The organism is Niallia endozanthoxylica (assembly GCF_008710145.1).
Classification (GTDB): domain Bacteria; phylum Bacillota; class Bacilli; order Bacillales; family Cytobacillaceae; genus Bacillus_BD; species Bacillus_BD endozanthoxylica.
This window is the reverse complement of sequence record NZ_VYKL01000005.1, coordinates 63,506-78,072: the sequence shown is the minus strand read 5'-3', so window position 1 is coordinate 78,072 and position 14,567 is coordinate 63,506. Positions and strand designations below refer to the sequence as shown.

13 protein-coding genes are annotated in these 14,567 nt (G+C 37.9%); all 13 read left to right on the top strand.

Going from position 1 to position 14,567, the window contains the following annotated elements; genetic code table 11:
* Positions 1-145 precede the first annotated feature (145 nt).
* A complete protein-coding gene (locus F4V44_RS01745; protein ID WP_150438261.1) occupies positions 146-1,132 on the top strand; it encodes a diaminopimelate dehydrogenase in 987 nt (328 codons plus the stop codon).
* Between the two features lie 558 nt (positions 1,133-1,690).
* A complete protein-coding gene (locus tag F4V44_RS01740; protein WP_150438260.1) occupies positions 1,691-2,665 on the top strand; it encodes a tRNA dihydrouridine synthase in 975 nt (324 codons plus the stop codon).
* 277 nt (positions 2,666-2,942) lie between these two features.
* Complete coding sequence (locus tag F4V44_RS01735) at positions 2,943-3,293, top strand: hydrogenase maturation nickel metallochaperone HypA/HybF (protein ID WP_223881753.1); 351 nt, start codon at positions 2,943-2,945, stop codon at positions 3,291-3,293.
* Entirely contained in the window at positions 3,290-3,949 is a 660-nt protein-coding gene (gene hypB, locus F4V44_RS01730) for a hydrogenase nickel incorporation protein HypB (RefSeq protein ID WP_150438258.1), read from the top strand. The genes F4V44_RS01735 and hypB overlap by 4 nt, the downstream gene beginning before the upstream one ends.
* On the top strand, positions 3,934-6,219 hold the full coding sequence (hypF, locus tag F4V44_RS01725) for a carbamoyltransferase HypF (RefSeq protein WP_150438257.1): 2,286 nt from the start codon (positions 3,934-3,936) through the stop codon (positions 6,217-6,219). Before hypB ends, hypF begins: the two co-directional genes overlap by 16 nt.
* 32 nt (positions 6,220-6,251) lie before the next feature.
* Positions 6,252-6,503: a HypC/HybG/HupF family hydrogenase formation chaperone gene (locus F4V44_RS01720; RefSeq protein ID WP_150438324.1), complete on the top strand. Its 252-nt coding sequence runs from the start codon at positions 6,252-6,254 to the stop codon at positions 6,501-6,503.
* Entirely contained in the window at positions 6,460-7,566 is a 1,107-nt protein-coding gene (hypD, locus tag F4V44_RS01715; RefSeq protein ID WP_150438256.1) for a hydrogenase formation protein HypD, read from the top strand. Before F4V44_RS01720 ends, hypD begins: the two co-directional genes overlap by 44 nt.
* A 2-nt stretch (positions 7,567-7,568) precedes the next feature.
* Entirely contained in the window at positions 7,569-8,579 is a 1,011-nt protein-coding gene (gene hypE, locus F4V44_RS01710) for a hydrogenase expression/formation protein HypE (RefSeq protein ID WP_191090520.1), read from the top strand.
* Between the two features lie 56 nt (positions 8,580-8,635).
* On the top strand, positions 8,636-9,163 hold the full coding sequence (locus F4V44_RS01705) for a cytochrome b5 domain-containing protein (RefSeq protein WP_150438255.1): 528 nt from the start codon (positions 8,636-8,638) through the stop codon (positions 9,161-9,163).
* Positions 9,163-10,068 (top strand): hydrogenase small subunit, encoded by a 906-nt coding sequence (locus tag F4V44_RS01700; RefSeq protein ID WP_150438254.1) that lies wholly within the window; start codon positions 9,163-9,165, stop codon positions 10,066-10,068. Before F4V44_RS01705 ends, F4V44_RS01700 begins: the two co-directional genes overlap by 1 nt.
* Positions 10,061-11,467 (top strand): nickel-dependent hydrogenase large subunit, encoded by a 1,407-nt coding sequence (locus F4V44_RS01695; protein ID WP_150438253.1) that lies wholly within the window; start codon positions 10,061-10,063, stop codon positions 11,465-11,467. Before F4V44_RS01700 ends, F4V44_RS01695 begins: the two co-directional genes overlap by 8 nt.
* Positions 11,467-11,922, top strand: coding sequence for a hydrogenase maturation protease (locus tag F4V44_RS01690; RefSeq protein WP_150438252.1), 456 nt, complete (start codon positions 11,467-11,469; stop codon positions 11,920-11,922). The genes F4V44_RS01695 and F4V44_RS01690 overlap by 1 nt, the downstream gene beginning before the upstream one ends.
* A gap of 574 nt (positions 11,923-12,496) precedes the next feature.
* On the top strand, positions 12,497-14,494 hold the full coding sequence (locus F4V44_RS01685; protein ID WP_150438251.1) for a diguanylate cyclase domain-containing protein: 1,998 nt from the start codon (positions 12,497-12,499) through the stop codon (positions 14,492-14,494).
* Positions 14,495-14,567: the final 73 nt, after the last annotated feature.

The following is a 14,567-nucleotide window of genomic DNA, read 5'->3' as shown; positions in this document are numbered from 1 at the left end:
TTAGGTGAATGAATTAACATTTTTATGGACGATACAATTGAAAAAATATTAGAATGGGTTAAGGTAAATAAGATTCTGCTTATGAGTATTTAAATAATGAATCTATAATGCAAAGTAAAGAAAAGATAGAATTGGAGAGAGCGTTGTGAGTAATCTAATTAAAGTAGGAATTGTAGGCTATGGTAATCTTGGTAGAGGAACGATTGAAGCAATCAAGCAATGTCCAGATATGGAGCTTGTGGCTATTTTTACAAGAAGAGCACCTGAAAATCTTTCAATAAATGAGCCAAATGTAGAGGTTTTGCATATTTCGAGTGCAGAAGAATATAAGGACAAAATTGATGTGATGATCTTATGTGGAGGTTCAGCAACAGATCTTCCAGATCAAGGACCATATTTTGCCAGACTGTTTAACACAATCGATAGTTATGATACACATGCAAAGATTCCTGAATATTTTAGTGTAGTGAATCAAGCAGCTAAAGAAAGTGGAAAGACTAGTATTATTTCTGTTGGCTGGGACCCTGGTTTATTCTCTCTGAATCGTTTAATGGCTGAATCCATTTTACCAACTGGTGAAACTTATACCTTCTGGGGAAAAGGACTGAGCCAGGGGCATTCAGACGCTATTCGTAGAGTCGAGGGTGTAGTAGGTGGCGTTCAGTATACAGTACCGATTGATGAAGCGATAGAGAAGGTTAAAAGTGGAGTAAATCCTGAATTATCTACAGGTGAAAAACACCGACGTGTTTGTTATGTGGTAGCAGAAGAAGGATATGACCAGGCAAAAATTGAACAAGACATTAAAACAATGCCTAACTACTTTGCTGACTATGATACAGAAGTAAACTTTATTACAGCAGAAGAATTAAAAGAAAACCATTCAAAATTGCCACATGGTGGATTTGTCATTCGAAGCGGAAAAACAGGAGAAGACAATAACCAAATTATTGAATTCTCGCTGAACTTAGATAGTAACCCTGAATTTACAGCTAGTGTACTAGTGGCATATGCAAGAGCAGCTTATCGTTTAAATAAAGAAGGACAAGCTGGTGCAAAAACGGTTTTTGATGTTGCACCTGGTTATCTGTCTCCAAAATCTGCAGAAGATTTGAGAAGAGACCTATTGTAATAGAGACTCCCGGCCCCCAGTACGTCAATGATTTGATGCTTCGGGGCTCAGGAAACGTGAATATAGATTGATTTTGTTTTTAATGATAAAAACTCACCAACATCCCATGTGTTGCCGCATACACTCCGGACATGTCGGGTGTGTGGCGCAACTCGTTTTAAACGTGTAACCTTAAAAATAAGCTTTTGCTAATCCGGCCTTGATTTCGTTAAAGAATACTTTTGCGATTTCGAGGTCTTTTTCCTGTTAAACTCATGTCAACCCAGTGTTCTTCCCATTTTCTTTTCAGTCTTTTTAGCAAAACTTTATTTTTCATTCGAACAGTGGAATGCATGGTTCATGGGGTGGATTTTAGCAGGAGATTATTTTTGCGATTGTGAAGTTAAAATAAAAATTTCTGACACAAACCCAGATTTGGTGAAAATAAATATTTCCAATCAGTTTGATAAAAAGTGCTTAGGCATGGTATAAGTGTAAAGGAAGCAGGGACATTCTGCTTTTTAATTTTGGGAGAACGGTTGACCTAGTATCTCATAATGAGAGGATTTGAATGTAAAGATGATAGATAATTTTTGGCGTGATTTACCACGACCTTTTTTTATACTGGCACCAATGGAAGAAGTGACGGATGTTGTTTTTCGCCATGTAGTGAGTGAAGCAGCCAGACCTGATGTGTTTTTTACAGAGTTTACAAACAGTGAGAGTTATTGTCACCCGGAGGGAATCAAGAGTGTACGCGGGCGTTTGACTTTTACGGAGGATGAACAGCCAATAGTAGCCCATATATGGGGAGATAGGCCTGAAAACTTTAGGCAGATGAGTATTGGTATGGCTGAACTAGGATTCCGGGGTGTGGATATCAATATGGGCTGTCCGGTACCTAATGTGACACAGAACGGGAAGGGAAGCGGCCTTATCCGTCGTCCAGAAGTGGCAGCAGATTTAATACAAGCAGCCAAAGCGGGAGGATTGCCCGTAAGTGTAAAGACAAGGCTTGGTTACAGTGATGTAGACGAATGGCAGGGCTGGCTGACACACATATTGAAACAAGATATTGTTAATCTTTCTATTCATCTGCGTACAAGAAATGAAATGAGCAAAGTGGATGCTCATTGGGAACTAATCCCGGAGATTAAGAAACTTCGTGACCAAGTGGCACCAGATACACTTTTGACGATTAATGGAGATATTCCTGACCGTCAAACTGGCTTGAAGCTTGCTCAACAATATGGTGTGGATGGAGTGATGATTGGGCGTGGTATTTTCAATAATCCATTTGCCTTTGAAAAAGAGCCGAAAGATCATAGCAGTAAAGAATTGCTTGATTTGTTAAGATTACATCTGGATCTTCATGATAAATATTCAAGTTTAGGGCTGCGTTCGTTCAAGGCTCTTCATCGCTTTTTTAAGATATATGTCAAGGGATTCCGAGGGGCAAGTGAATTAAGAAATCAATTAATGAGCACAGAGTCAACAGATGAAGTGCGCACATTGCTTGATAACTTTGCGTCAAAGAATTTTGATAGTGAGTAAAGAGCCGCTCCTTTGGACAGGCTCATATTTTTAAAAAGATAAAATGGAATTATATTTAAATGCCTTTCATCAGTTTATCTGAACTGATGGGAGGCATTTTTGCGTTCTATGAATAAAAATATCTATGGTTGTGTTAAATGGCTAACACAGCAGAATTTCCTTTACTCCCATGTCCGCTTCTACTAACTCGTGAGTGGTATGTTAATAAGGTTCTTTTTAATAAAGCCAGGAATAAACATTTAGGAGAGAAAAAAAGAAGGTGTTAAGGATGCACGAGATGTCACTTATGTTGGAGATAATTAAAATAGTTTCTGAAGATGCTAGATTACATGGTCTTAGTAAAGTAGATAAAATAGATGTGATTGTTGGTGATTTATCAAATGTACTGCCTGATGCACTAGAGTTAGCGTTTTTCCATTTTCAAAAACAAGGATTAGGCATTCTTGATGAACATACGAAATTCGAAATTATACGTGAAGCGGCGAAAGCAAAATGTCAAACCTGTTTGTTTGAGTTTACACCCGACTATAGAATGGCGCTATGTCCAAAGTGCAGGCTGCCAAATTGTTTACTCGTTTCCGGTGAAACCTTTAGGGTTGAATCATACGAAGGAAGTGATGAGCGGTGAAAATCAAGCTGCAAGAAGATGTGTTAAAAAATCAACACTTGGCTGCTGCATTCAATAGAGAAACATTCAAAAAGAATCATACTCTTGTCATTAACTTAATGAGCTCTCCAGGAGCGGGCAAAACGACTTTACTAGAAGAAACGATTAAAGCCTTAATGAATGAGTTTCATATGGCTGTGATTGAAGGTGATTTAGCAACGGAACTGGATGCAGAAAGATTACGTTCACTAGGAGTCAAAACAGTTCAGATTAATACAGTAGGAGGATGTCACCTTGATGCAAGGATGATTGCGAAAACATTACCAGATTTTGAACTAGATACGATTGATATTCTCTTTATTGAAAACATTGGGAACTTAGTTTGTCCGTCTAGTTATGATTTAGGACAAGATTATAAAGTGGTCGTTTTAAGTGTTCCCGAAGGCAACGATAAAATTCCGAAATATCCCGTCATGTTTAGACGTACAGATATAACCATCATCAATAAAATCGACCTACTTCCCTTTGTATCTTTCAATTTAGAAGAAGCGAAAAAAAACTTAAAAGAAATTAATCCACAAGCGCAATTCAAAGCATTATCAGCCAAAACAGGTGAAGGGATGGAGGAATGGATTCATTGGATAAAGGATGCCCAGCGTCAATGTACAAAGCCATAAAAATAATCGTGAAAGGAAAGGTACAGGGAGTTGGTTTTCGTCCATTTATCTACGCTCTTTCAAAAAAATATCATTTCAATGGAACGGTCCAAAATAATCTTGATGGTGTCATTATTTTGGCTGAAGGAGAGGAAGGGCAGTTAGAGAAGATGTTGGACGAAATCAAAAGGTACCCACCTAAATTAGCAAAAATTAATGAGGTAACCATTCATCAAATTCCGCTAGCCCAATACAAAGAATTTACGATTATTCCTAGTCAGGAAAATGGAAGGTCTATTCCCTGGATACCTAGTGATGCCGCAATTTGTGAGAATTGTTTAGAAGAAATGAAGGACCCATCTAATAGACGTTTTCAATATCCATTTATTAATTGCACTCAATGCGGACCGCGCTATACGATTATCAATCGTCTTCCGTATGATCGTTCAAATACGACAATGAAGGTATTTACGATGTGCCATGATTGCCAAGTAGAGTATGAAAATCCAACCAATCGAAGGCACCATGCTCAGCCTATTTGTTGTTCAGTTTGTGGACCTACTGTTACGCTCTATAACCAACGTGGGGAATCTTTGGCTGAAAACCAATCAGCCATCATCCAAACAGTTAATCTAATCAAACAAGGAAAGATTGTTGCAATAAAAGGAATAGGCGGTTTCCATTTAGCATGTGATGCTTACCAAGAGAAGGTAGTTGACCAATTAAGGCTTAAAAAGAAGCGACCACAGAAACCACTGGCTATTATGGCCAAGTCTTTAGAAGTGGTAAGAAAACTTTGTTTTATTTCCAGTTATGAAGAAGATATCCTTACTAGCTCCGAAATGCCAATCGTTATTTTACAAAGAAAAAGTGAGGGAATATTACCATCAAATATTTCTCCAGGTTTATCGACTATTGGAGTGATGCTGCCTTATACCCCATTACATCATCTTTTATTTGAAAATAAAAAGTTGGAATGTATCATAATGACGAGTGCGAATCCATCTGGTCTGCCAATTTTATATCGTGATGACCATTTAGAATACTTACAAAACATATGTGATTATATCTTAACTCATAACCGTAAAATCAATTTTCCCATTGATGATTCAGTTGTTCAATATGATGGAAAAAATACGATATTTGTACGGCGTGCGAGAGGCTTTTTTCCAGTGCCACGTAAAACAACATCCAATGTGGACCAAATTATTGCATTAGGTGGTAATCAAAAGAATACATTCTCTGTCGGAAAAAAGAATAGCATTGTCATGAGTTCTCATATAGGTGATTTAGAAAATGAAGAAATGATTGATTCCTTCAAAAAACAACTCCATCATTATCAAGCATTTCTAGGGGTTAAAGAAGTGAATGTGGCCGTCGACAAGCATCCGCTATACGCTTCCACTTCTATTGTAAAAGAACTTGATTGTAACATCATATCCATTCAACACCACCATGCACACCATGTATCTTGTATGGAAGACAACGGTTTTAACGAGCCTTGTTTAGGCATTATATTAGATGGTACAGGATATGGGGAAGACGGAAATATTTGGGGATTTGAATTTCTATATGGAGATGCAAAATCTTTTGAACGACTGGCTCACCTGAAATACACTCCTCTTCCAGGTGGAGAAAAGGCCGTGAAAGAACCGTGGAGAAATGCAGTTGGGATGTTGCTTTATTACTGGCCGCAAGAGGGGAAAGAATTATGTATGAAACTTTTTCCTGAGAGATTAAAAGAAATAAACATGATGGAACAAATGATAGTCCATCAGATGAATACACCTATGGCTGGAACATGCGGCCGCTTATTTGATGCCATTAGTGCCATTCTCGGAATTTGTTCAATTTCAACGTATGAAGGAGAGGCAGCGATTAAATTATCTGATTATATGAATAAAACTGTGCTTGAAAGTACAGATGAGAAATATTCATTTCATATAAAAACAAATACTCCAAACCTACTACAACTAGACTTATCTCCTATGATTTATCAAATTATTCAGGACAAACTTCAACAACAATCCATTACCGCAATCATACAGAAATTTCATATGACATTAGTGTCTTGCGGTATACAGGTGGTTTCAAAACTATTGAGGAACAGACCGGAATTAAATAGAACAGTCGTACTCTCAGGAGGATCCTTCCAAAATGTTTTTCTAGCCAGCGAGATTCAAAAAGGTCTTGAAAAAGAAGGATTTAACGTCTATACACACAGAAATGTCCCATGTAACGATGGAGGTTTGTCATTAGGACAAATCATTATTGCTGCTCATCAGTTGTAAGGTTGATAAAAGAATGAAGGTGGTGAATGGATTTGTGCCTAGGAGTACCGGCTAAAGTCATTGAAATAGAAGGGCAACGAGCTTTAGTAGATGTGATGGGTTCGAGGATGTATGTAGGGACTGTTTTTGTTCCAGAGGTCAGGATTGATGATTATGTTTTACTCCATGCGGGGCAGGCCATGACTGTAGTGGATGAGGAATTTGCTAAAGAAAGTATTGAAGAATGGAGGAATGTGTTAGATGACAAACATGGACCTTTTTTCAGATCCGGTCTTAACTCGTGATTCAGTTGAAGCGGTTATCGATTTAGCGAAGAGATTTAAAGAAGAAAAAGGCAGAATTCCAGTATTTATGGAGGTATGTGGTTCACATACGATGGCATTAGCCAAAACGGGAATAAAAACGAGATTGAAAGATTATGTACAGTTGATTGCTGGGCCGGGATGTCCTGTATGTGTCACAGATCAAAAGTCCATTGATGCAATGATCCAATTATCGGAAGAACCTAACACCATACTTTGTACATTTGGTGATATGATGCGTGTTCCGGGCTCGAAGTCTACCTTAATGAAAGCGAAAACAGACGGAAAGGATATCAGAGTCATATACTCTCCATTAGATAGTGTGAAAATAGCAGAGGAAAATCCTGATAAGGAAGTCATTTTTTTAGGAATTGGATTTGAAACAACCATTCCAATTCTCGCTCTTGCTGTTCGTGATGCAGTAAGTAGGGACTTAAAAAACTATTCGATATGGATGACAACCAAATTGGTGGAGCCTGTTTTAAGAGCCCTTCTTTGCTCAGGAGAAGTAAAACTTGATGGATTTCTTTTGCCTGGTCATGTTTCCGTTGTTTTAGGAAAACAGAGCTACCGTTATTTAGCAGAAGAATATGCTATTTCGGGTGTCATTACTGGTTTTGAACCGGTTCAGTTACTCAGTGGGATTTATAAGCTCCTGCATCTTCAGTTGGAAAAAAAGGTTAAAATCATCAATGATTATACATATGTTGTAAGAGATGAAGGAAATACAGCTGCTCAATGTTTAATGGAAGAATATTTAGAAGCGGATGACGAAGCATGGAGAGGGATGGGTACGATTCCCAAAAGCGGATTAGTTCTCAAAGAAAAATATGCGCAGTACGATGCGAAAAAGAAGTTTAACATATTGGTCGGGGAGCCGAGAGTTACCAAATGCCGCTGTGGTGAGATTGTTCGGGGGTTGATTACACCAGAAGAGTGTGTGCTGTTCAATAAAGGTTGTACTCCCACTCACCCAATTGGACCTTGTATGGTATCAACAGAAGGAACCTGTGCGGCACATTATCAATTCATGAGGGAGGTGTAACCTTGGTGCAGCGAATTAGTTTAGCCCATGGAGAAGGTGGAGAGTTAACTCATCAACTGATACAAGAGGTCTTTATCCAATCATTTGGACATTCAGAGCAAACACAGTTTGATTCTGCGATTCTACCTATTCCTTCACAAACCATTGCTATAACAACAGATAGCTACGTGGTAAAGCCTATTTTCTTTCCAGGTGGTAATATAGGGAAGCTTGCGATAACAGGAACAGTGAACGATTTAGCTGTAAGTGGTGCGATTCCTCACGTGATAACTGCTGGATTTATGATTGAAGAAGGGTTTCCAATAAAAAATCTTAAAGAGATTGTTCACTCTATGGCAGGGGAAGCAGAAAAATCCGGGGTGAATATTGTTGCCGGTGATACAAAAGTAGTTGAAAAGGGGAGTGTGGACGGTCTATTTATTAATACGACAGGAATCGGTGTAATCCAAGAAGAGCATCGATTGAAACCTGAAATGGTTCAAGAAGGAGACTCTGTCATCGTTAGCGGTACAATTGGGGATCATGGAATCGCTATCCTGAGTGCACGCCAGGAGCTTGGGCTGCTCACCGATGTTAAGAGTGATTGTGCATCATTAAACCACCTGATTCATGAACTTTTAGCAGAAATCAAAGGAATTCGGATTATGCGGGATCCGACAAGGGGTGGATTAGCTACAACACTAGTAGAGCTATGTGAAGACTTTCATTTTACAGTTGAAATAGATGAAGCTTCTGTTCCGGTACGTAAGGATGTTCAAGGTGCATGTGATATTTTAGGTTATGATCCTCTTTATCTAGCAAATGAAGGAAAAGTAGTGATGATTGTTGATTCAAATGATAAACAAAAGGCACTTGATATCTTGAAGAATCATGAGTTGGGAAGGAATGCAAGTGTGATTGGTCAAATTACATCCTCTCATGCTCAATCTGGGAAACTACTTTTAAAAACGGCTGTCGGTACAACAAGAAGGCTTAATCGCCTATCTGGCCAGATTTTGCCTAGAATTTGTTAAATCATTTTGATATGGAAGCATAGGATAGGGGGAAATCGCCTAAAGGGGAGAACATCATGCAAAACATCGAAATGATTAGAATGCAAATCAATTATCTTGTTACACAAGCACGTCATGATATCTATACATTATCTACATTGAGTGATACTTCCATGAAGCCGCAAATTCTTCAACGGTTATGGGATGCACTATCAACAATTCAGTTTCTTAGTGAATATCTGGCAAATCAAGCGAAGACTAGTTATCCTATTTTACCTTCGCAACCATTTATTCCAGTTTCTTCAGGGAATTTAAATCAGTCACAAATTCCACCCATGACTCCTTTACCCACTCCACCTATATCACAGTCGAATCAACGAACGTTTACAATTGGGGAATTGGCCACATTTAATGGGAAAAATGGGAGGCCTGCTTATGTTGCGGTCAATGGCATTGTCTATGATGTGACAAACAACAGAGCCTGGGCTGCGGCTACCCACTTTGGCTTAATTGCAGGCAAAGATTATACGCAGGAATTTGCTTCTTGTCATGCAGGGCAACAATCAATCTTAGCTACATTACCCGTTGTAGGGAGGTTAGTTTAATGGAAGGACAAATCTTGCCCCCAGAGTCTTTAACAAATGAAGCCATTGCCCAAAGGTTAACAAGTACGGCGCTGGAGAGCCTCAAAAAGGGGATAATCAAGAAAAGAAACCTCATTTATTTAGAATTAAATGGTTGTTCCGGTAATATCATTTCCTTGTTAAACGGGCAGAATCCTGATTTTGAGTACACGTTAAATTCAATGGTTGATCTTAAGTATTCCAATAGTTTAATGGCTGCTGAAGGAGAGCGTGCCATCGAGAAACTAATAAAAACGATGGACGAAGAGTATATTTTGGCAGTTGAAGGAGCTGTGGCTTTAAAAAATAATGGTTTATACAATATTATCGGCAGCTGGCAAGGGAAGCCTCTTACAGGCCTTCAAGCAGCACAGATGCTCGGAGAAAAGGCTTCACATATTTTTGCAGTGGGGGCTTGTGCCACACATGGAGGGGTATCAGCAGCAAAACCCAATCCATCCCAATCTGTTGGGCTGCAACAGGTCCTGCCAAACAAAAAGATGATTAAACTTCCCGGATGTCCTGTTCATCCAGACTGGTTTTTAGGGACATTAGCACATCTTTTATTATATGGAGAGCCGGAAACAGATAACCTAGACCGGCCTTTAATGTTTTATAGCACGCTTATCCATGATCGTTGTCCAAGAAGACCGTTTTTTGACCGTGGGATTTTTGCTGAAAAATTGGGGGATAAAACCTGTTTGTTTAAGCTTGGATGCCGAGGCCCTGTGACGAGAGTGGATTGTCCAACAAGACAATGGAATGGTCATGTGAATTGGCCGATTGGAGATGATACCCCATGCATTGGCTGTGCTCAGTTTGGTTTTCCAGATGCCATGGCGCCGTTCATTAGCTATGACACGACAAGGGTGGTGAAGAATGAGTAAGAGAATCGTGATTAATCCGTTGACACGAATTAGCGGTTTTATGGAAATTGATGTGGTGATCGATCAGAATCAAGTTGTTGATGTCAAAACAAAAGGAAATTTATTTCGCGGCTTTGAGCAAATGTTAGTAGGCAGAAGTCCGTTCGATGCTGTTTATTTTACTCAGCGAATATGCGGCATTTGCTCTGCAGCTCACTCAATGGCGTCATCCCGTGCTTTAGAGGATGCTTTAAACATTGAACCAATGGAACAAGGAAAATATTTACGAGACATCATCCATTGTTGTGAGTTTTTACAAAATCATATCCGCCACTTTTATCAATATACTGTTCCTGACTTTGTAAAGATTGAACAAAATTCTCTTTTCCAGTCAGACCATGACGATTTTCGATTACCTAAAAACATGAATGACCGGATTTCACAGCATTACTTTGATTCCCTCAAGTTTAGTCGTCTTGCTCACGAGATGTTAGCCGTTTTAGGGGGTAAAGCTCCCCATAATCATGGGGTTTTTATTGGAGGGATTACAACACAGGCAACAGCCGAGAAAGTGGTTCATATCGATTCTATATTAGGGAAAATTACCAGATTTATAGATGAAAAAATGATTCCGGATGTGTATGACATTGCGCGCTTTTATGCAGATTATTTTCGATTAGGCGGAGGGTATGGCAATCTTTTAACCTACGGTGCTTTTAATCATTATAAGGAGTTAGGCACACTATATGTAGATCCGCTTGTATCCACAATGGAATCTGTTGAATCATTTGATGAAAGTAAAATTCAAGAAAAAATAGATTACTCCTATTTCAAATCACTAACCAACAGCAATCAACCGAATGAAGAAGTGACAGAGCCCGATATGGACAAAGAAAATGCTTATTCCTGGGTGAAGGCACCAAGATATAATGGTCTCCCTTTTGAGGTCGGACCGCTGGCAAGATTAATATTAAGTGGAGCGTATAACAATGGAATCTCCGCTATGGATCGAACAATTGCCAGAGCATTAGAAGCAAAGAAAATCACAGAAATTATGAAAATATTACTTCAGCAAATCATTCCAGGAGTAGATGTGCAAAAAAAATATGAACTTCCAGAATTAGCATCTGGAAGGGGGTTAGTGGATACAACGAGAGGGGCACTAGGCCATTGGCTAAAGATTCGAGATAAGAAAATCTCCTTCTATCAAATCATTACTCCTTCTACATGGGATTTTTCAACTAGGGATGATAATGGCTATAGAGGTACTGCTGAAGAAGCTTTAGTCGGTACACCCATTCAGAATCCAGATAAACCTGCGGAAATTGGCAGAATTCTTCGTTCTTTTGATCCGTGTATGTCATGTGCGACTCATGTATATAGTCCAGGTAAACAAGTAAAAACGATAAAGGTGTTTTAATGGAAAAAATACTTGTTTTAGGTATTGGCAATATATTAATGATGGATGATGGAATTGGAATTTATCTAATTGAGCAACTATCCCAAATGAATCGTACACCTCATGTATCTTTTTTGATTGGAGAATCAGATATTGATTACTGCATGGATCAAATAATGAACGCTACATTTGTCATCATTGTGGATGCTGTATTTTCAGGAAACGAACCAGGGGAGTTTACCGTTTATCCACTTGCCAATTTACATGAATATCAAACTTTAGACATCTCAGTGCATAACTTTCATTTGTTTCAATTATTGTATCAACAGAAAGAATCAATAAAGGGGTATCTTATAGGAGTGGAGCCTTATGAGATAATGTTCCATATTGGATTAAGCAAAATTTTAGGAGAAAAATGGAATAGGATTTTACAAGATGTATCACAGACCATTGATAGGTTGATTGCTAAGAATTGAGTGTGGTTGTATAAACCTTCGGATAATACACCAGATACAAATGGTCAAAATGAGGCAATTCATTTAGCCTATTATGATCAGCTAACTGAACTTCCCAATGGTTGTATGAGGCAAAAAGAAAAGTAAAAAATCAATATTGTTTTTTTGAAGAATTAAGAATCAGTTGATCGTCTAAAGTTTCTGATTATAAAGAATGAGGGAAGCTTATTATACGCTAGATTAACTATATAGGTAATGTAACTTTAGAAAGACTGCTGCTTAAAAGATAAGCGACAAATAGCCCCAACCCTTATGAAGGTGGGGCTATTTGTCGCTTATCTTTTGTGATTAAAATCTATGGTATATTCTTCAAACTATGATAGATTGTTATACTATAAAGAAATATATTTATGGTACTATTGTAGTGGTTTAAATATATCGAAATATTATGAATTGATTCTCCTGTTTACTAAATATGAAATTTGTTTGTAGTTATATGAATCCCTATGAACGATTCTTTAGATTTAAAAGCCTAACGTAAAAGAAGTTTATGGAACCAATACATATGAAATCACTTTAGGGAGAGAAGAACATTTTGTTATTTAGCAATATTTTTAATCGCTTAGGTATTGTAAGTTTAAAGGGAAGACTAAAATCTTGGTTTTTATGTTTTATTGCACTGATGGTGTTAATGGCATCTATTCCTTTTGTATTTCTTGGAAAACAACAGAAACGGGAGGATGCTAATGTTACCATTGAAAAGACGATTCAGTTACAACAAGTGGTCATAAACAATTGGTTTGAAGAGCAAATGGCGAACATTCAGGCTCTTTCTGAACTTCCGATTGTGAAAGCCTTTGATTTGGAACTCATGGCAAAATCATTAGAATCGTTTGATCAAAGCCATTCCGAATTTAATGGGGTCGTGTATATCAATGAAGAGGGAATGACAGAAATTGATACAAGTGGGCCGACAGGAATTGATTTATCTGATCGAGAATACTTTAAGCAAGCAAAGAAAGGGAAGTCCTTTGTAACAGATGTGTTAATAGGGAGACAGTCTCATTCGCAAATTATTATATTCTCTAACCCTATATATGACTCAAATGGCAGTTTTAGAGGATTAATATTCGGAGCAGTTCCACTAGTTACTATTAATAACGTCATGAATCAATTTCATGACGAGTCAAGTGAAACGTATTTAGTTGATCGAAATGGGATGTTAATAACGGAATCGCGTCAAGGTGAAATTGGAGAGTATATTAGTACAAAAATATATAAAGAAGCAATAGCAGGAAAACCTATTACTCATTTATACGAAACTAAAAATGGGGAAAGAGTTTTAGGTAATTATCGGTGGGTACATAATAATCAATGGCTAATCATAGGGGAAATCATAGAAAGCAAAATCTACGAGCCGTTTTATCATATGGCATTTATGTTTTCAATCGTTGTTTTACTTGGAAGTCTTATAGGGTACATACTGCTTATACTGGTATCTACTCAAATCGAGAGCCCCATTCGGAAAGTGTTAGAAGGAACAAGAAGAATTGGCGAGCGTAATTTTAATTATCGCTTAGATAAGCATGTATATGAAAAAGAAGCAATTGAATTTCAGGAACTATGTGATAATTTTAATCAAATGAATGAAATTATAGAAAATTATATTGTGACATTAGAAAAAAGTGAAGAAAGATTTCGTATGATTGCGGAGTATTCCACTGATATGATCACCATACATGACTCTTCTGGAAAATACTTATATGTCTCGCCTGCGGGAAAAGAAATATTACAATATGAAGACAATGAAGTGATTGGGTATGACGGCTATCTATTTATTCATCCGGATGATTTAGAAATGATTAGAGGGAACCATGAAATTTTATTAAAGAATGGTTATGTCGTTTCTACGTATCGAATCCGTAGAAAAGATGGGGTGTACATTTGGTTTGAATCCTCGTTTAAATGTTTGGAAGGTAAAAAGCCAGATGAACCGCAGTTGATAGGTATTTCACGAAACATAACAGAAAGGAAACTGGTCGAACAAACACTTGAAGAGACGAATAGAGTCTTGCAAGAACTTTCTACAAAAGATGGATTGACAGGAGTCTGGAATCGTAGAACGTTTGATGAACGGTTAGAAATGGAATGGAGTTTTGGTTTAAGAAACTCCGCTGCCCTTTCACTTATTATGCTTGATATTGATTATTTTAAAAAGTTTAACGATACGTATGGTCACCAGGCAGGGGATGATTGTTTAATAAAAGTAGCAAATGCGATTGATGTGACTGCAAAGAAAACAAGAGGCATGGTGTTTAGATATGGCGGAGAAGAGTTTGGTGTCATCCTTCCTGAAACCGAACGTGCGGAAGCGGAACTTACAGCTGAAATGATTCGTAAAGCGGTTGAAAGTCAAAATATCCTACATTCAGGTTCGGCAGTTAGTCAATATGTGACGGTTAGCTTAGGCGTGAACACCATAATCCCTAATGAGGAACAGACGATTGACCAATTTATTGTTGAAGCAGATAAAGCTCTTTATCAAGCGAAACAAAAAGGGAGAAATTGTTCTAATTCTTTCATTGAACAGTAGGCCGAATGTATTTCGGCTTTTTTTATTTAAAATAATCCAATTTAACTTAATATTGACAAATAATAAAATAGGC